The sequence below is a fragment of the Micromonospora sp. NPDC093244 genome (assembly GCF_040683695.1).
In the GTDB taxonomy this organism is placed as follows: Bacteria; Actinomycetota; Actinomycetes; order Mycobacteriales; family Micromonosporaceae; genus Micromonospora.
Map to the genome: position 1 here is coordinate 753,101 of NZ_JBFBEO010000002.1, position 17,964 is coordinate 771,064.

The 17,964-nt window shown below is 70.8% G+C and carries 18 protein-coding genes and 1 pseudogene; 7 read left to right on the plus strand and 12 right to left on the minus strand.

From position 1 onward, the window contains the following. Positions 1 to 35: 35 nt before the first annotated feature. The 4 genes from AB0N27_RS13555 to AB0N27_RS13570 form a co-directional block, all read right to left on the minus strand. Positions 36 to 713, minus strand: coding sequence for a transglycosylase SLT domain-containing protein (locus AB0N27_RS13555; RefSeq protein WP_364368064.1), 678 nt, complete (start codon positions 711 to 713; stop codon positions 36 to 38). A 276-nt stretch (positions 714 to 989) separates the two neighbouring features. After that, complete coding sequence (locus tag AB0N27_RS13560; RefSeq protein WP_364368067.1) at positions 990 to 2,405, minus strand: PhoH family protein; 1,416 nt, start codon at positions 2,403 to 2,405, stop codon at positions 990 to 992. A gap of 403 nt (positions 2,406 to 2,808) precedes the next feature. Next, positions 2,809 to 3,144, minus strand: a complete 336-nt coding sequence (locus tag AB0N27_RS13565; protein ID WP_364368070.1) for a hypothetical protein — start codon at positions 3,142 to 3,144, stop codon at positions 2,809 to 2,811. A gap of 31 nt (positions 3,145 to 3,175) precedes the next feature. Further along, the gene (locus AB0N27_RS13570) at positions 3,176 to 3,520 is read right to left on the minus strand and encodes a hypothetical protein (protein ID WP_364368073.1); all 345 of its coding nucleotides are present in this window, start codon (positions 3,518 to 3,520) and stop codon (positions 3,176 to 3,178) included. A gap of 264 nt (positions 3,521 to 3,784) precedes the next feature. On the opposite strand from AB0N27_RS13570, the gene AB0N27_RS13575 reads away from it, so the two are divergent. From AB0N27_RS13575 to otsB, 3 genes are all read left to right on the plus strand, one after another. Beyond that, positions 3,785 to 4,228, plus strand: a complete 444-nt coding sequence (locus AB0N27_RS13575) for an XRE family transcriptional regulator (RefSeq protein WP_364368076.1) — start codon at positions 3,785 to 3,787, stop codon at positions 4,226 to 4,228. Between the two features lie 162 nt (positions 4,229 to 4,390). Continuing rightward, positions 4,391 to 4,744: a hypothetical protein gene (locus AB0N27_RS13580; RefSeq protein ID WP_364368079.1), complete on the plus strand. Its 354-nt coding sequence runs from the start codon at positions 4,391 to 4,393 to the stop codon at positions 4,742 to 4,744. A gap of 67 nt (positions 4,745 to 4,811) precedes the next feature. Beyond that, on the plus strand, positions 4,812 to 5,636 hold the full coding sequence (gene otsB, locus AB0N27_RS13585; protein ID WP_364368082.1) for a trehalose-phosphatase: 825 nt from the start codon (positions 4,812 to 4,814) through the stop codon (positions 5,634 to 5,636). A gap of 21 nt (positions 5,637 to 5,657) precedes the next feature. Here otsB and AB0N27_RS13590 read toward each other — a convergent pair whose 3' ends face one another. From AB0N27_RS13590 to AB0N27_RS13605, 4 genes are all read right to left on the minus strand, one after another. Continuing rightward, on the minus strand, positions 5,658 to 6,428 hold the full coding sequence (locus tag AB0N27_RS13590) for an isoprenyl transferase (RefSeq protein WP_139585087.1): 771 nt from the start codon (positions 6,426 to 6,428) through the stop codon (positions 5,658 to 5,660). A 31-nt stretch (positions 6,429 to 6,459) separates the two neighbouring features. Further along, the gene (locus AB0N27_RS13595; RefSeq protein ID WP_364368086.1) at positions 6,460 to 7,605 is read right to left on the minus strand and encodes a geranylgeranyl reductase family protein; all 1,146 of its coding nucleotides are present in this window, start codon (positions 7,603 to 7,605) and stop codon (positions 6,460 to 6,462) included. Positions 7,606 to 8,034: 429 nt separating this feature from the next. Then, positions 8,035 to 8,895, minus strand: coding sequence for a hypothetical protein (locus AB0N27_RS13600; protein WP_364368089.1), 861 nt, complete (start codon positions 8,893 to 8,895; stop codon positions 8,035 to 8,037). A 37-nt stretch (positions 8,896 to 8,932) separates the two neighbouring features. After that, positions 8,933 to 10,777 (minus strand): phosphoenolpyruvate carboxykinase (GTP), encoded by a 1,845-nt coding sequence (locus AB0N27_RS13605; protein ID WP_364368092.1) that lies wholly within the window; start codon positions 10,775 to 10,777, stop codon positions 8,933 to 8,935. A gap of 135 nt (positions 10,778 to 10,912) precedes the next feature. Between AB0N27_RS13605 and AB0N27_RS13610 the strand changes: the two are divergent. The 3 genes and pseudogenes from AB0N27_RS13610 to AB0N27_RS13620 all read left to right on the plus strand — a co-directional run bounded on the left by AB0N27_RS13610 (position 10,913) and on the right by AB0N27_RS13620 (position 13,197). After that, positions 10,913 to 11,751 (plus strand): annotated as a pseudogene (locus AB0N27_RS13610) (GtrA family protein). A 64-nt stretch (positions 11,752 to 11,815) separates the two neighbouring features. After that, entirely contained in the window at positions 11,816 to 12,517 is a 702-nt protein-coding gene (locus AB0N27_RS13615; protein WP_364370679.1) for a GtrA family protein, read from the plus strand. Then, complete coding sequence (locus AB0N27_RS13620) at positions 12,514 to 13,197, plus strand: MaoC/PaaZ C-terminal domain-containing protein (protein ID WP_364368095.1); 684 nt, start codon at positions 12,514 to 12,516, stop codon at positions 13,195 to 13,197. Before AB0N27_RS13615 ends, AB0N27_RS13620 begins: the two co-directional genes overlap by 4 nt. A 44-nt stretch (positions 13,198 to 13,241) precedes the next feature. On the opposite strand, the gene AB0N27_RS13625 is transcribed toward AB0N27_RS13620, so the two are convergent. After that, complete coding sequence (locus tag AB0N27_RS13625; RefSeq protein WP_364368098.1) at positions 13,242 to 13,814, minus strand: PH domain-containing protein; 573 nt, start codon at positions 13,812 to 13,814, stop codon at positions 13,242 to 13,244. Between the two features lie 95 nt (positions 13,815 to 13,909). Next, a complete protein-coding gene (locus tag AB0N27_RS13630) occupies positions 13,910 to 14,785 on the minus strand; it encodes a biotin--[acetyl-CoA-carboxylase] ligase (RefSeq protein WP_364368101.1) in 876 nt (291 codons plus the stop codon). A gap of 84 nt (positions 14,786 to 14,869) precedes the next feature. Here AB0N27_RS13630 and AB0N27_RS13635 point away from each other — a divergent pair, with 84 nt between their 5' ends. Further along, entirely contained in the window at positions 14,870 to 16,453 is a 1,584-nt protein-coding gene (locus tag AB0N27_RS13635; RefSeq protein WP_364368104.1) for an acyl-CoA carboxylase subunit beta, read from the plus strand. A 124-nt stretch (positions 16,454 to 16,577) separates the two neighbouring features. On the opposite strand, the gene AB0N27_RS13640 is transcribed toward AB0N27_RS13635, so the two are convergent. Together AB0N27_RS13640 and AB0N27_RS13645 are read right to left on the minus strand one after the other, a co-directional pair. Continuing rightward, complete coding sequence (locus tag AB0N27_RS13640) at positions 16,578 to 17,429, minus strand: hypothetical protein (protein ID WP_364368107.1); 852 nt, start codon at positions 17,427 to 17,429, stop codon at positions 16,578 to 16,580. Next, entirely contained in the window at positions 17,422 to 17,922 is a 501-nt protein-coding gene (locus AB0N27_RS13645) for a sigma-70 family RNA polymerase sigma factor (RefSeq protein ID WP_364368110.1), read from the minus strand. The genes AB0N27_RS13640 and AB0N27_RS13645 overlap by 8 nt, the downstream gene beginning before the upstream one ends. Between the last annotated feature and the right edge of the window lie 42 nt (positions 17,923 to 17,964).

The following is a 17,964-nucleotide window of genomic DNA, read 5'->3' on the forward strand; positions in this document are numbered from 1 at the left end:
CGGGTTGTCGTCCACCCGCCCCGCCGTCGACGATGTCAGTAGTGGCCGTTGTTCTGGAAGTAGTTCCAGGCGCCACAGGGCGTCTTGTACCTGCCCTTGATGTAGCCCAGCCCCCACTTGATCTGGGTGGCCGGGTTGGTACGCCAGTCGTCCGCGACCGAGCTCATCTTGCTGCCCGGCAGCGACTGCGGGATGCCGTACGCGCCGGAGGAGGAGTTGCTGGCCTTGTGGTTCCAGCCGCTCTCCTTGGTCCAGAGCTTCTCCAGGCACGGGAACTCGGCGATGCCGAAGCCCGCGTCGATCATCAGCGCGCACCCGGTCTTGCGGTTGCCGCTGTACTCCGCGCAGGACGCGGGGATCGGCCCGTTGTACGGCTTGGCTGCCGCGTTGGCCGCGTCGCGCTCGCGCTTGCGGGACGCGGCCGCGGCCTCGGCCTTGCGGGCCCGCTCGGCGGCCTCCTTGGCGGCCTGCGCCGCCCGCAGCTTGGCCTGGTACTCGGCGGCCCGCTGCCTGGAGAACTGCACCTGGTGGGCGGCGTGCCGCTCGCGCTGGTACGCGAGGTCGGCCTTGTCGACTTCGACGCTGACCTGTTCGGTCAGGCCCTGTTGCTGGGTTTCCCGGTCTTCGCCCAGGTAAAAGCCACCGGCGACGCCAACGGAGAGCAGCGCGACAGCGGCCGTACGGGCGCCCAACCGGCTCCACAGCCGACTCACGAAGAGGTCCCTTCGTCGGGGGCAAGGACGCGGCGCGGCGCCGGCCACATCTGGCCGTCGGCCGTGCCACGAGCGCCCCGACCGGTTGCCGGCCGCGCCGACGCACCGACCTTCGCCGATGCCGTCCGTCCCGGGACGAACGATCGTCAACGATGCTCATGGTGCGTGGGCGCTCGTGGGACACCATCGCGCACAGTGAGACCGATGGGAAACGGACCGAGCGCTTTGTGATCTGCGCCACATAAAAAATAGGGATAAACCTCTACAAAAGCACCATCACAACGGGATGTCCTCCAGAAGATCCGTCACCATCGCGGCGATCGGCGACCGCTCCGAACGGCTGAGCGTGATGTGGGCGAAGAGCGGATGACCCTTGAGCGTCTCGATCACGGCGGTCACCCCGTCGTGCCGCCCCACCCGAAGGTTGTCCCGTTGGGCCACGTCGTGCGTGAGCACCACCCGGGAGCCCTGCCCGATCCGGGACAGCACGGTCAGCAGGACCCCCCGCTCCAGCGACTGGGCCTCGTCCACGATCACGAACGCGTCGTGCAGGCTGCGCCCCCGGATGTGGGTCAGCGGCAGCACCTCCAGGATGCCCCGCGACGTGACCTCCTCCAGCACGTTCTCGTGCACCACCGCCCCGAGCGTGTCGAAGACCGCCTGGGCCCACGGCGACATCTTCTCCGACTCCGAACCCGGCAGGTAGCCCAGCTCCTGGCCACCGACTGCGTACAGCGGGCGGAACACGATCACCTTCTTGTGCCGGCGCCGCTCCATCACCGCCTCCAGGCCGGCGCAGAGCGCCAACGCGGACTTGCCCGTGCCGGCCCGCCCGCCCAGCGAGACGATCCCGATCGACTCGTCGAGCAGCAGGTCCAGGGCGACCCGCTGCTCGGCCGACCGGCCGTGCAGCCCGAACGCCTCCCGGTCCCCCCGGACCAGGCGTACCGACTTGTCAGGCAGCACCCGGCCGAGCGCCGAGCCGCGCGTCGAGTGCAGCACCAGGCCGGTGTGGCACGGCAGCCCGGCCGCCTCGTCCACGTCGAGCGTCTCCCCCGCGTACAGCGAAGAGATCTGCTCCTCACCCAGCTCCAGCTCGGACATGCCCGTCCAGGTCGGGTCGCTGGCCTGACCGTGCCGGTACTCGTCGGCCCGCAGGCCCACCGAGGCGGCCTTGACCCGCAGCGGCATGTCCTTGCTGACCAGCGTGACCTCCCGCCCCTCGGCGGCGAGGTTGAGCGCAACGGAGAGGATCCGGGCGTCATTGCTCTCGGTCCGGAAGCCGGGTGGCAGCACTCCGTCGTCGGTGTGGTTCAGCTCCACCCGCAGGGTGCCGCCGGCGTCGTTGGCGGGCACCGGCGTGTCCAGCCGGCCGTGCCTGACACGCAGCTCGTCGAGCATCCGCAGCGACTGCCTGGCGAACCAGCCCAGCTCCGGATGGTGCCGCTTGCCCTCCAGCTCGGTGATGACCACCAGCGGCAGCACCACCTCGTGCTCGGCGAACCGGTGGAACGCCGCCGGGTCGGAGAGCAGCACTGACGTGTCCAGGACGAACGCCTGGCCCGATTGTCGCGGCTCCTTGGGGTCGGCCGGCGCGGTCGCCGCCGTACGGCGGCTCCTGGTGGCGCGGCGGGTCGTGGCAGTCGCGGCCGGGGTCTGATCGGCACCGGCGGTGGTACGGCGAGTCGTCACAGGCCTGCTCCGACGGATGGGCACCCGCCACCCGTGTTCCGCCTCCTCCGGTGCCCGGGGACACGGGGTCGGATGCGGAACCCCGTGTGCGAGGTCGCAGATCCGGGCGGACCGGCTGGCTCGGGAGAACCCCGTGCCATGCCTAGACGCTAGCCGCGCCGGACCGTCGCGGCTAGAGGGCGATCGTGGATCTCCGAAGTCGAGCGTGTGAACAGGCACGGGGCACGCCCGGAGTGGACGCGGCGGATCCGGCCGGGATGCATGCCCCCTGCGCGCATCCCGGCCGGTGGGGTCACCGTCACCGGTCTGACGTGACCCCGACGGTGCGTGTCCGCCGCGGACGACGCACCGCGATCGTGGCGCCGGTCGACGGGACCGCGCTCGTGGCGGCCCGCCGGCCGGCTCAGCCGGACCGTCGAACCAGGGTGCCGGTCGGGTGCCGCCCGGTGATCGGGGCGGCCGGCGCGGTGAACGACGAGCCGGTGTAGGTGGTGCCGGGACGGGCGACGGTGCCGGCCGAGCGCGTCACGTCGGCCGGGGACACCGACAGGGCCGACGCGAGCGCTGCCTGCGCGTCGCGTCGACGCCGGTTCCAGGCGCCCCGGTCACCGTCGAAGTAGCCCTGCCGGTAGCCGAAGCGGTAGCCGATGCGGTAGCTGAGCTGCCCGTGCAGCCGTCCGGCCGCGTAGCTGGTGGCACCGAGCACCAGGACGAGGAAGACCGCGAGGAACGGGCTCATCGGGCGGCTCCGGCCCGGCCCGGTCGCCGGATCATCGCTCCTCCGGCTCGATAGCGGTCGGGTCAGCGATGAGCAGCCGGTCCAGGTCGTCGGTGCTGACCTCCTCGACCAGCTCGACGCTGATCCGGCAGCCGTCGAGCACGACCTCGGCGACCGAGGACCGGCGGATCTCGCCGCCGGCGTCGTACACGCGGACGCTCAGCTCCGGACAGCCGAGATGGGTACGCCAGGCGTTCCACTCGGTGCGGTCTCCGACACTCAGTGACAGATAGCGGCAGCCTCGGGCGAGGTAGAGGCGCCATGGGGCGGTCAGCCCGGCGGCGACGCCCTCGGCGATCAGCCCGAAGGCCTGGGCTCGGGTGGCGAGCTCGGTCACCACACCCCCTCGGAACCGGGGGCGTGACGCATGTGAGCACCAGTCGTCTCATGCACGTGACACACCGTAGGTTGTCCCATGAGCGTGACAGTATCAGCTTTTCGTCTGTTTACCTCCACCACTACGGGCATCTATTCTGCCCGGGTGAGACCCCTCAAGAGCGGCACTGGATCGTTTACCGGAAATCTGAGCAGCTTGTCACGTTCGCGTGACAGTGGCATGCCCGGACGCACGTCCGCCAATGCCTCGCCGTACGGTCACGAGGTGACCGAGACGGCCAACGCGCGGAAGATCGCCTTCGCCACCTTCGTCCGCCGCGCCCTGGACGAGGCGCGGGCGACAAGGGCCTGGAGCGGCACCGAGGTGTCGCGGCGCACCGGCGTGTCCCGGCAGACCATCAACAGGTGGGTCCGGGGCGACTGGGCCAGCGACCCGGAGGCCGAACGGGTGGTCGCCTTCTGCGAGGGCCTGGGGCTCAACCCGGCCGCCGCCTTCACCGCGCTCGGCTGGGACCGCACCGCGACAGGCCCACGCGCCGGCCAACCGGCCCCTCCGATGGACCCCGACGTGGAGGCGCTGCTGCGCCGGCTGATCGACCCGAACGTGTCGGACGCGGAGAAGTTCCACATCCGCGAAACCATCAGATACCTCGCATACCGACCAACGCTGCCGGTCGATGTCCGAAAAAGGGGCAATCAGGCAGGCTAGTTCCTCAGATGGCGAAAGAACGCCTGGTCGGGTTCATTCGTTTCGCTCCGGGGCCGGAACGGGCACGCTAGCGTCCCTATTCGTACTGCTTGGGCTCGTCGTCGGCGGGGGGACGGGACAAGGCCGAACCCAGCCCTGCGGGACAGAAGGAGGGGTCTGTCCATGACCCTGAAGTGGTTGGCAGTCGTGGTCGCCACTGTGTCGATGACACTGTGGGTGACCGGCAACGTGGTGACCCTCGTGGTCAACGGCGGGCAGCTTCCGCTGCTCGTCAACCTTCTCGCGCTCATCACCGCCGGCACCGCGGTCATCCTGGCCGTCGTCGCCGAGCTGCACGAGCGGCTCAACGACCGGATCAGCGCCCTCACCGAGTTCCTGGTGGCACGCCTCAACGAGATCGAGAGCCACACCGGGGACCGCAACACCGGCTTCGTGGAGGGCTACCTGTTGAGCCACGGCCAGGATGCGGCGGTGGTGCCGTTCGGACGGCGTGGTCGGGGAGCCGCCGAACGCTGACCGAGGGCCGCCGAGTGGGTCCGCTCGGCCAGGAATGAGCCCCGGGCGCCGGGGTACGCTGACGCGCGTGCCGCCGTTGAATCTGGGCAATCAGCAGCCAAGGACCCCGTTGAACGCCGACCAGGCCTGGCGAACCACCGCCGGCCGGGCCGCCGGGACGGTCCTCTTCTTCGACTTCGACGGGACACTGGCGCCCGTCGACGACGACCCGACCGCGGTACGCCCCGCTCCCAGGGCGTTGGCCGCGATCGAGGCGCTGGCCCCGGTCGTGCAACGGGTCGCGATCGTCTCCGCCCGACCTGTCGAGTTCCTCCGGGAACGCCTCGGCGGCCTGACCGGCGTGGACCTCTACGGCCTCTACGGGCTGGAGCACAGCCACTCCGACGGCGAGATCGTCACCGAGCCCGCCGCGCTGCCCTGGGTGCCGACGATGGCGGAGCTTGCCGACCTGGCCCGCGCGGAGTTGCCGCCGGGCACACTCGTCGAGTTCAAGCGGCTCTCCGTGGCGCTGCACTGGCGTACGGCGCCGCAGCTCGGCGCGACCGTGCAGCAGTGGGGGCAGGAGCAGGCCGACCGCCTGGGTCTACGGGTGCAGGCGGGGCGGATGGTGCTGGAGCTCAAGCCGCCCGTCGACCGGGACAAGGGCATGGTGATCGGAGAGGTCATCAGGGACGCCACAGGCGCGTGGTATTTCGGCGACGACGTCTCGGACATCAAGGCGTTCGCCGCGCTGCGCGCCCGGGCCGCGGCCGACCCGGACTTCTTCGGTGTCTGCGTGGCGGTCGCCAACCCGGAGACCGGTCACGAGGTGGCCAACGCCGCCGACCTGACCATCGAGTCCCCGGACGCCCTGGGCGACTTCCTCACCGAGGCGCTCACCCACCTGCCCTGACCGGCCCCGGCGGGCCCGGGGTCAGGCGCCGTAGCGGCGCTGACGCGTGGCGTACGAGCGCAGGGCGCGCAGGAAGTCGATGTGCCGGAAATCCGGCCAGTTGAGTTCGCAGAAGTAGAACTCCGAGTGCGCGGACTGCCACAGCATGAACCCGGACAGCCGCTGCTCGCCGCTGGTGCGGATGACCAGGTCGGGGTCGGGTTGGCCGCGCGTGTAGAGGTGCTCGGAGATGTGCTCGACGTCCAGCACCTCGGCCAGTTCCTCGATGGTGCCGCCGGCGGCCGCGTGTTCCAGCAGGAGTGAGCGGACCGCGTCGGTGATCTCCCGCCGGCCGCCGTACCCCACCGCGATGTTGACCTCCGCGCCGCCGCTGCGGTCGCGGGTGCGTTCCTCGGCGCCCTTGAGCGCCGTCGCGGTCTGCGCCGGCAGCAGGTCGAGCGCACCGACGATGCGCAGTCGCCAGGGGTTGCCCTCCTCGGCCAGCTCCACCACCAGATCCTCGATGATCTTCAGCAGTGGATCCAGTTCGCTGGCCGGGCGGCGCAGGTTGTCGGTGGCGAGCAGGTAGAGGGTCACGTGCCCGATGCCGGCCTGGTCGCACCAGCCGAGGACATGCTTGATCTTCGCCGCGCCGACCCGGTGCCCGTCGTTCGGGTCGACGAAGCCCATCTCCCTCGCCCACCGACGGTTGCCGTCGCACATCACCCCGACATGCCGGGGCACCGGCTTACCCGCGAGCTTCGCCGTGAGCCGGCGCTCGTACACGGAGTAGATAAGGTTCCGCAGCGTCATCACCTAGCAGCGTAGCGACCCGCCAGCCGGATCACCGCCTCGGAGCCCGATCACCGCCGGGCAGACCGGCGCCGATCATGGCCAGGGTACGAGCGGTGAGCCGCCCGTCACCCAACCCCAACTCGACCACGTCGTCGAAGACCCGGTCGTCCCGACGGGCCGCCCGCACCGCCGCGTCGACCACCCGCCGACGCCGCGCCAGCCACGCCGCCACCGAGCTGTGCCGCAGATGGGTGCCGAGGCGGCGGCGCAGCCCGTGTGCGTAGCGGCGGGCGGCGTTCTGCGGAGCGCCAGCGGCCGCCGAGCCGGCAAGCGCGCCGGAGAGCAGCGCGTAGAAGATGCCCTCACCGGTGAACGGATTGATCAACGACAGCGCGTCGCCGGCCAGCAGGGCGCGACCCTGCCCCGGTGCGGGTCGGTGGGTGGACAGCGGCAGGTGGTGGGCGCGCAGCGCGGTCACCGTGCCCAGGTCGGTGCCGGGCAGCAGCGCCACCAGCCGGTCCAGCAGGTAGCCGCGGCTCAGCGGCTCGCCCCGCAGCACCTCCCCGTACCCGACGTTCGCCCGCCCGTCGCCGATCGGGAAGGACCAGGCGTACGCCGGCCAGCGCGCCTTCGAGGTGACGATGAGCTGCTCGGGTGGCCCGGGCAGCGCCGGAGCGTACCCGCGGATGGCAAGTGCCAGGTGCCGATCCGGGTTCACCGGATGGCCGAGCGCCCGGCGCACCACCGACCCGGCACCGTCCGCGCCCACCACCACCCGACCGGACACCTCGCCGTCGAGCACCACCCGGTCGGCGCGCGGCTCGACCCGGCGTACGGTGTGCCGCCGCAGCTGCGCGCCGGCGGCCACCGCCGCCGCCACCAGTCGCGCGTCGAAGACCTCCCGGGGCACCGTGTACGCAGGTCGGGGCAACGCCCGGGCCACCGAACCGCCCCCCGGGGCGACCATCCGCAGCGCGGGCAGCGGGGCGTAGCCGGCCACTGCCTCGGGCACCCCCAGCTCGGTGAGCACATCCACCGAGTGCGCCGCGATCCCGTCGCCGCACGCCTTGTCCCGGGGAAAGTCGGCCCGGTCCAGAAGCAGCACGCTGGCACCCGCCCGGCGGGCCGTCAGCGCGGCGGCCGCTCCGGCCGGCCCCGCCCCCACCACCACCACGTCGAACTCGTCGCCCACCATGGGCCTCCTTTCGACAGGTGCGGCGCGGCCGGCGACGCACGGCCGGTCCGGCCCGCGATCCGTCCACGCCTTCGGTCGCTGTGACCGACGCCACCCCGCCATCCTGCCTCCTGCCGCCCCCGCGCGACCGCACCGAAGCGCCGGGGTGCCGCCGGAAGCGCCGACCAGGCGTCGTTACGACGATGGCGGGGCTGCACCGGTCGAAACCCGCCACGCTGGGGACCGATATACCACTGAGTCATAAATGCGACCCTGAGGTATACGGCTGAACGGACCGACCGGCTCCTTGCCGGGGCGACCAGCCCCGCGCCGGGGCGAGCGGCTTCGCGGCGCCGGCGGCGGCGACCTGCCCCCTGAGCACGGTGAGGCTGCCGCGATTGGCATCGGCGAGGAAGCCGACCCCGGCAAGCCGGCACCGGCGGTGCGGGATCAGGCCGGAACGGGGGCGTCCGCCGCGCGGGCCGCGCGCCGGAGGCCGTACACCGTCAGGGCCGCGGCGGCGACCAGGGGCGCGCCGTCGCGGACCAGGCCGTCCACCCCGAGCAGCCACCAGCACAGCGGCAGGTCCACGGCGAGGACGACCACTGTGACGGCGACCAGCAGCCCACGGGCCCAGTGCTTGCCGCGCATCAGGAACGCCGTGCAGAACAGCACCGCGTAGCTCGCCGCGATGCCGGCGCCGAACCAGAACAGCACCGCCGGTACGGCGCTGAGCCGACCGTCCAGGATGGAGCCGCCGGCCACCAGCGCCGGCACCAGCATCAGCGGGCTGTAGGTGAACGCCGCCACCCGGCTGGTCAGCAGCCAGGCGCTGGCTTGCGGTCGGCGCGGCGGGGTCTCCCGCCAGGAGATGCCGTCCCGGTCGATGACCAGCCTCGGCCGGTGCCGGACCAGGTGCCCGGCCAGCGCCGACGAGCGGTAGAGCAGCCAGACCACCGCCACGCAGAGCGCGGTGAGGACGCCGAAGCCGAGCAGCCCGGGCAGCGGCGGCACGCCCTGCCGGGGCACGATCAGCCGGCCGACCGCGAAGATCGTGGTGACCGCGAGGATCAGCCCGAACGGGCGGGCCACCGTACGGCCCCGCCGGACGTGCCCGATGAGCAGCAGGAAGCCGAACGAGCGCAGCATCGCCCAGCCGGTGCGTACGGCCAGCCCGAAGCCCTGCTCCGGGGCGTACCACCAGTTGAGCAGCTCGACCACGACCGTGGCCGCCGCGGTCGTCGCGAGCAGGAAGGTGAGCACCCGGACGGCGGACGGCCGCCGGACCTCGGTCTCGGCGGCCGTCCTCATGGAATCCGATGATGCCCGCGAAGGGCGTCTTTCACACCTACCGCTGCGGCTGCGCGGCGTCCAGGCGTGCGCGCAGCGCGTCCAACTCGGCCCACAGCACGCCGGGCAGCTTGTCACCGAACTTCTCGAACCACTCGGTGACCAACGGCAGTTCGTTGCGCCACTCCTCCGGGTCGACCTTGAGCGCGATCCGGACGTCCTCCGGAGTCATGTCCAGGCCCTCGACGTCGAGCGCGTCGGGTGCCGGAACCATGCCCACCGGGGTCTCCACCGCGTCGGCCTTGCCCTCGATCCGCTCGACGATCCACTTGAGCACCCGGGAGTTCTCCCCGAAGCCCGGCCAGAGGAACGAGCCCTCCGGGTCCTTGCGGAACCAGTTGACGTAGTAGATCTTCGGCAGTTTCGCCTCGTCTCCGTCGGCGCCCTTGCCCATCTCGATCCAGTGCCTGAAGTAGTCACCCGCGTGGTAGCCGATGAACGGGAGCATCGCCATCGGGTCCCGGCGGACCACACCGACCGCGCCTGACGCGGCGGCGGTCGTCTCCGACGAGAGCGTCGCACCCATGTAGACGCCGTGCACCCAGTCGCGGGCCTCGGTCACCAGCGGGATGGTGTCCTTGCGGCGACCGCCGAAGAGGATCGCGTCGATCGGCACCCCGTTGGGGTCGAAGTACTCGTCGGCGAGGATCGGGCACTGGGTGATCGGGGTGCAGAACCGGCTGTTGGCGTGCGAGGAGAGACCCTCGCTCTCCGGCGTCCAGTCGTTGCCCTTCCAGTCGATCAGGTGCGCCGGCGGCTCACCCATGCCCTCCCACCAGATGTCACCGTCGTCGGTGAGGCCCACGTTCGTGAAGATCGAGTTGCCCCGGTCCAACGTGCGCATGGCGTTGGCGTTCGTCTTCCAGTCGGTGCCGGGCGCGACGCCGAACAGGCCGTACTCCGGGTTGACCGCGTAGAGCCGGCCGTCCGGGCCAAACCGCATCCAGGCGATGTCGTCGCCGATGGTCTCGACCTTCCAGCCTGGGATGGTGGGCTCCACCATCGCCAGGTTGGTCTTGCCGCACGCCGAGGGGAAGGCGCCTGCGATGTGGTGGACCTTGCCCTCCGGCGAGGTGATCTTGAGGATCAGCATGTGCTCGGCGAGCCAGCCCTCGTCCCGCCCCATGACGCTGGCGATCCGCAGCGAGTAGCACTTCTTGCCGAGCAGCGAGTTGCCGCCGTAACCCGAGCCGTACGACCAGATCTCCCGGGTCTCCGGGAAGTGCGAGATGTACTTGGTCTCGTTGCACGGCCAGGCCACGTCCTGCTGACCGGGGGCGAGCGGCGCACCGATCGAGTGCAACGCGTGCACGAAGTCCGCGTCGTTCCCCATCGCCTCGAGGACCTTCGCGCCCATCCGGGTCATGATGCGCATGGACGCGACCACGTACGGGCTGTCGGTGATCTCGACGCCGAACATCGGGCTCTCGGCCTCGACCGGGCCCATCACGAACGGGATGACGTACATCGTGCGGCCCCGCATCGAGCCGCGATACAACTCGGTCATCGTCCGCTTCATCTCGGCCGGCGCCATCCAGTTGTTGGTGGGGCCGGCGTCCGCCTCGTCGACGGAGCAGATGAACGTGCGCTCCTCGACCCGGGCGACATCCGTCGGGTCGGTGCGCGCGTAGAACGAGTTGGGCTTCTTCTCCGGGTTCAAACGGATCAGCGTGCCGGCCTCGACCAGTTCATCGGTGAGGCGGCGCCACTCCTCGTCGGACCCGTCCACCCACACGACCCGGTCGGGGGTGGTCAGTTCTGCGACCTCACGGACCCAGGCGAGCAGTTTCGGATGGGACGTCGGGGCCTGATCGATACCCCGCACAACAGCCGGAGCAACCATGACACATCTCCTTGTGGTCGACGCTGACCGATCTATGGGATGCACGAGTCTCAGCGGCGCGATGCGTCGCTTCGTGGAAACCTGGGATTGGGCTCAGCGTAAACCGGGCAGCCTTCCGAGTCAGTGGGACTGGTTGTGAAGAACTGCACAAGGTACGGCCACGCTGCGGCATCACGATCTGATACCCGCTTTCCCGCGCAGTTTCACGCAAATCTTGTTGTGCACCCCGGCCGACGTGAGGTGCGGTCGGTCGTGGACCTGCCTCGCCGACCGATCCGTGGATTCCCGTTCGGAGGCGGGTCAGTCCTCCCATTTGGTTACGCTGTGTGTAGCGGAGGCGCACCCGGTGATCAGCCGGCACGGGCGTCGACGCCCACTCGTCGTTGCTCCCCCGCTGACTGGTCACCAGCCGGTAGGCTCGGCCTGTGGCCGCCACGATGACCGGGGAGCAACCGGGCCCCCGGCAGACCCGACGGGGTCCGCTTCGGGCGCTGCTCGACCGCTTCGGTCATCTCTTCCGCGAGTTGAGCAAGTTCGCCACGGTGGGCGGGATCGCCTTCCTCCTCGACTTCGCGCTGTTCAACTACCTGACCACCGTGCGCGGGGTCGAGCAGGTGACCGCGAAGACGATCTCCACAGTGATCGCGGCCACCGTCGCCTTCGTCGGTAACCGGTTCTGGACGTGGCGGCACCGCCAGCGCAGCAACCCCGCGCGGGAGTACGCGCTGTTCTTCTTCTTCAACGCAGTCGGTCTCGGCATCGCGGTGGCCTGCCTCGCGATCAGCCGGTACGGGCTGGGCAGCATCTGGCCGTCCGTGTTCCAGACGCCGCTGGCCGACAACATCGCCAGTTTCGTGGTCGGCACGGGCCTCGGCACGCTGTTCCGATTCTGGTCCTACCGGCGGTTCGTCTTCGTCGAAGCGGGAAACCGGACCGTTCCGCAGGTGAAGCACGACCGTGACCACGGGGCGTGACCTGCCGCCCACCTTCGTCCAGCCGGTGATCGCCGGCCTCTCCGACTGCCCTAAGGTGTTTCGCATGCGTCTTGTCCGTCTGCTGCCTGAGCGCTGGCAGAAGTTCATCCACGAGGCGCTCAAGTTCGGCATCGTCGGCGGCATCAACACCGTCATCAATTACGCGGTGTTCAATGTCCTTGCACTTACCGTTTTCGTCAACGGTCAGTTGAAGGCGACAGTGATCGCGACGATCGTCGCCACGATCACGTCATATCTGATGAATCGCCACTGGACGTACCGGGATCGCCCGAAATCGGCACTTCGCCGGGAGTACGTCCTGTTCTTCCTGTTCAACGGCGCCGGTCTTCTTATCGAACTCGGCGCCGTGGCGGCGGCCAAGTACGGGCTCGGCGTACACGGGCTGCTCGCCCTGAACGTGGCGAAGACCGCGGGTGTCCTGCTCGCCACACTGTTCCGGTTCTGGTCCTACCGGACGTTCGTCTTCCAGCCTGTCGCACCGGCCGAGGCGGAGACCAAGCCCGAGCCGACCTGGCACGACATCCCGCGCGACGAATGGGACACGATGGCCGGCATGGACCCGGTCGCGGAACTCGCCGAGTCCGTCACCGAGCTGGAGGAGGCACAGGCCAACGACCGTCCGGACCCGAGCGGCACACCCGTTCAGGGCCGGCCCACACCGCTGACCGCCGGTCTCACCGCCGACCTGGACGCGGCGCTCGCCGCCGAACTGCACGCCGGCACGCGCCGCTCACCCCGCCGGTGACGACACCAGCCGCCCGGTCCGGCACCGGCACTCCCGCCGAACTGTTCTTCGAAGACCTCGTCCCGGGGCTCACCGTCGATCTCGGCGTGGTCACCGTGAACGGCGACGAGATGGTCGCCTTCGCCCGCCGCTTCGACCCGCAGTGGTACCACGTCGACCAGGAACTGGCCGCTGCCAGCCGGCACGGTGGCGTGATCGCCAGCGGCTTCTACACGGTCAGCCTCTTCATGCGGGCGTACGTCGACCACCTGCTGTCCCGGGCGGCGGCGGACGCCTCCCCCGGCCTGGAGGAGCTGCGCTGGCTCGCCCCGGTACGCGCCGGCGACCGGCTCGCCGTACGGGTCGACGTGATGGGCGCGCGACCGTCGACCGCCCGCCCCGGGCTGGGTACGGCCACCCTCACCGGCACCATGCTCCGCCTCGGCCCGGACGGCCGGCCCGAGCAGGAGGTGCTGCGGACGCGGTTCCGTGGCTGGTTCGCCCTGCGCCCGACCGAGCCCGGCTCTGCCGAGCCCGGCTCTGCCGAGCCCGGCCCGACCGAGGACGATCCGGCCGAGGCGGACCCGACCGGGGCGGACGCGGCGGAGCCCGACCCGCCTGAGGCGGATCCGAACGGGGCCGACCAGGCCGAGACCAGCGCGACCAGGGCCGAGCCGACCGGGGCCGGACCGACCGGCTGAGACCACCCCGGCGGGTACGCCGGAATGATCTCAGCCGTTCGGGATCAGGTCGTGGTGTCGCGCAGCGGCTTGCCCTCGCGCATGTCGGCGAGGATGTCGCGCATCTCCCCGTCGCCCAGGGAGTGCTTGTCGTGCTGCGCCTCTACCAGCTCGTACAGGGTGGTCTGCACCCGGCTGACCCCCGGTACGTCGGCCAGCACGGACTGGCCGCGTTCGCCTGCCGACTCGATGGTGAGCGTGCCGCAGCCGAGCAGCCGCTCGACGAAGTGCTGGTTCATCGAGTGGTCGTTGATCCGGGTGAGCGGCAGGTCCCTCCGGTCGCGGGAGAAGACACCCTGCTGGAGCAGCACGCGTTCGTTGGTGAACAGGTAGTGGGTGGTCCGCCAGACCAGGAACGGCCACAGACCGAGCCACAGCACCGCGACCAGGGCGATCACGCCGATCACGGCCAGCGCGATCGAACCCCCGCTGGTCTCGGGCAGCAGGAGCACGCCGACCACCAGCGCCGCGATGGCCAGCACCAGCACCACGATCGGCCGGATCAGCGCCTTCCAGTGCGGGTGCAGGTGCAGCACGACGTGCTCGTCCTTGGTGAGCACGTCTTCGGGAAACGCCACGACAACCTCCAACGCCATTTTCTCGACGCGCAGACCGTAAACCCCCCAACCCCCACCACAACATCCGCCACGCGGCCCCCACCAAGGGGCGAAGATCAGCGCAGGTGGAGGACGTCGCCGGCCGCCAGGGTGCGGGTGCCGGTTGCGGTGGTCAGCAGCAGTTGGCCGTCCGGGTCAACTCCGGTGGCGGTACCGGTCAGCGCCTCGCCGTTGGGCAGCAGGACGCGTACCTCACGGCCGACAGTCGCGCAGGCCGCCAGGTAGGCGTCGCGCAGGCCGGAGGCCACCGCGTCGCCACCGGCGGAGCGCCAGCGGTCGTACCAGTCGGCGACCGAACGCAGCAGCGCCCGCAGCAGCGGATCGCGGTCGGTGGCCGCCGCACCGGCCAGTTGCAGCGAGGTGGCCGGCAGCCCGGTCGGGTTCACCGGCAACTCGTCGGCGCGCAGGGTCACGTTGAGCCCGACGCCGAGCACGATGGCCGGCGGCTGTGCCGGCGAGCGGCCGGGCACCGCCTCGGCGAGCACCCCGGCGCACTTCGCGTCGCCGATCAGAAGGTCGTTCGGCCACTTCAGGGCGGCGTCCAGCTCGGCCAGCCGGGCCACCGCCTCGACAAGCGCGACGCCGGCCAGCAGCGGCAGCCAGCCGTACCCCGTCGGTGGTGCCGCCGGCCAGCCGCGGTCCGGAACGGCCTCGCCGGGCCGCAGCAGCACGCTCGTCGCGATGCCCGCACGCGGCGGCGACTGCCACACCCGGCCGCGACGACCGCGCCCGGCGGTCTGTCGCTCGGCGACTACGACCAGGCCCTCCGGCTCCCCGGCCGCGGCGGCCGCGGCCACGTCCGCGTTCGTGGAGCCGGTCTCGGCGTGCAACTCCAGCCGGGCCCACGGCCCGTTCGGCGCGACAAGCGCGCGCCGCAGCCGGGCCGCCGACAGCGGCGGGCGGTCCAGATCGGTGTACGGGGAGCCCGGCATCCCGTCAGCGTACGGCGACGCCCGGGGAGGCATTGAGGTGTACTGCACAGCCGCGTCGACCTGAACCATCGTTATATTCCCTGGGTGACTACCGAGACCGGGACCAACATCCACAGCACCGCGGGCAAGCTGGCGGACCTGGAGCGCCGGGTCGACGAGGCGGTGCACGCCGGGTCGGCGCGCGCGGTCGAGAAGCAGCACGCCCGGGGCAAGAAGACCGCCCGCGAGCGGATCGAGATGCTCCTCGACGAGGGCTCCTTCGTCGAGCTCGACGAACTGGCCCGGCACCGCTCCACGGCGTTCGGCCTGGAGAAGAACCGCCCGTACGGCGACGGCGTGGTCACCGGCTACGGCACGGTGGACGGCCGGCAGGTCTGCGTCTTCGCCCAGGACTTCACGGTCTTCGGCGGCTCGCTGGGCGAGGTCTTCGGCGAGAAGATCGTCAAGGTCATGGACCTCGCCATGAAGATTGGCTGCCCGGTGGTCGGCATCAACGACTCCGGCGGCGCCCGCATCCAGGAGGGTGTCGTCTCGCTCGGCCTGTACGGCGAGATCTTCTTCCGCAACGTGCGCGCCTCAGGCGTCATCCCACAGATCTCGCTGGTCATGGGCCCGTGTGCGGGCGGCGCGGTCTACTCCCCGGCGGTCACCGACTTCACGGTCATGGTCGACCAGACCTCGCACATGTTCATCACCGGCCCCGACGTGATCAAGACGGTGACCGGCGAGGACGTCGGCATGGAGGAGCTGGGCGGGGCACGCACGCACAACACGCGCAGCGGCAACGCGCACTACCTGGCCACCGACGAGGACGACGCGGTCGACTACGTCAAGGCGCTGCTGTCGTACCTGCCGTCGAACAACCTCGACGAGCCTGTCGTCTTCGAGGCCCCCGCGGACCTGGAGGTCAGCGACGAGGACCGGGAACTGGACACGCTGATCCCGGACTCGGCCAACCAGCCGTACGACATGCACACGGTGATCGAGCACGTCCTGGACGACGGGGAGTTCCTGGAGGTCCAGCCGCTCTACGCGCAGAACATCGTGGTCGGCTACGGCCGGGTCGAGGGGCGGCCGGTGGGCGTGGTCGCCAACCAGCCGATGCACTTCGCCGGCACCCTGGACATCGCCGCCTCGGAGAAGGCCGCCCGGTTCGTCCGCACCTGCGACGCTTTCAACATCCCGGTGCTGACCTTCGTGGACGTGCCCGGCTTCCTGCCCGGCACCGGCCAGGAGTGGGACGGCATCATCCGCCGAGGTGCCAAGCTCATCTACGCGTACGCCGAGGCGACAGTCCCGAAGGTCACCGTGATCACCCGCAAGGCGTACGGCGGGGCGTACGACGTGATGGGTTCCAAGCACCTCGGCGCGGACCTGAACTTCGCCTGGCCCACCGCGCAGATCGCCGTGATGGGTGCGCAGGGCGCGGTGAACATCCTCTACCGCTCGGAGTTGGCAGGCGCCGAAGACCCGGCTGCGGTCCGTGCCGAGAAGATCGCCGAGTACGAGGACACCCTGGCCAACCCGTACGTAGCAGCCGAGCGCGGGTACATCGACTCGGTGATCCCGCCGCACGAGACGCGGACGCAGATCGTCCGGGCGCTGCGTGTCCTGCGCACCAAGCGGGAGACCCTGCCGCCGAAGAAGCACGGCAACATCCCGCTGTAGAGCTTGATCCGCGCCGGCATGGTCGCCTGATCCGCGCCGGCGTGGTCCGCGCAACTTCCCGGAAACTGTTGCTTCCCTGCGCCGGGAGGCAGCACCGTCCATGAAGTTGTGCGAACCAGGATGGTCAGCAGGCAGGGTTGGCGGCGGCGCACATCCGCGCTGCCGCCGCCGGGGCGAGCTGGCGGAGTTTCGCCTCGGCGTCGTCATCCGCGACGCGGAGCAGAGAGACAGTGTCGCCGACCCGGACGACGGCCACGACGGTCGGCGGCGGTGTGTTGCCGAACGTCTGCCCGGTCTGCACATCCCGAGCGGCTGTGAACGAATCCCGCAGGATGGCGGCGTCGTCCCCCGCGAAGCCCCGCTGCACCACCGCCCACCGGTGGATCACCTCCACGGTGTGGGTGGTGTCCACCGTCTCCAGCTGCTCGACGCTCCGCCACTCGGCGCAGGGGGCGACCAGGTCGTCCAGACTGGTGAAGACATGTCGGGCCGTCTCCGGTGCCAGCCTGAAGAGATCCTGCATGACCACGCCGTCACCCAGCACGAGGTTGCTCGGGGGGTGCTTGCGCATGAGGGTCTGTGAGCGGGACAGGTTCGACGTCTGCCAACCGTCGGAGAGTCCCTGGCTCGTCCGGCAGCGGCCGAGCGTGTCCTCCAGCTGGACCGGCTCGCCCAGCCCCGACTGGCTGAGCTGCGTGTAGACCGGCTGCCACAGATCCTCCGGCTGTAGGAGCGCGTCGAGGGGAATCTCGTGCCGCGTCGGCGCGGCCGCCGGCAGCGCGGGCGCCGGCGACCGTCCCGGGGCTACGCCCGCCAGCGCGGAGGCACCGGCGAGAACCAGCACGACGGTGGCCACCACGATCCGGCGTCGGCCGCGACGACGGGCACGGGCACGGATCTCCTCCGGGCCGGGCCAGCGCACGTCCGCCAGATCCCGGTGGACCCGTTCGACGAATGCCAGGTCGTCGTCACGCATCGGTGGCCTCCTCCAGATCAGAGACGGCGAGCAGGCCGGCGAGCGCGACGCGCCCCCGGGAGAGTCGGGCCTTGACGGTGCCGACCGGCGCCTCGGTCTCCCGGGCCACCTCGGCGACGGGCATGCCCATCAGGTAGTACAGGGCGATGGCGGTGCGTTGCTCCTCGGGCAGTAGGCGCAGCGCGGCGACCACCTCGACGGTGTCGGTGCTCGGCCCGGGAACGGTCTCGGTGGCCCCGTGCCGCAGGTACGCCCGCGCGCGGCTGCGCAGGCTGCGCCACCGGCTGACCGCGACCCGGCTGGCCACCACCCGCACCCACGCCTCCGGGTCGTCGTACCGGCTGACCGTCGACCAGCGCTGCCACGCCCGGATGTACGCCTCCTGCACGGCGTCCTGCGCCTCGACCCGATCGCCGGTCAGGGCGTAGACGAACCCGAGCAGCCGTTGCCGGCTCCCCCGGTAGAACTCGTCGAACCCGTCGACGTCCGGCACCCGTTACCTCCCCGTGTCGGTCGCAGGGAACACGCGTCGGGC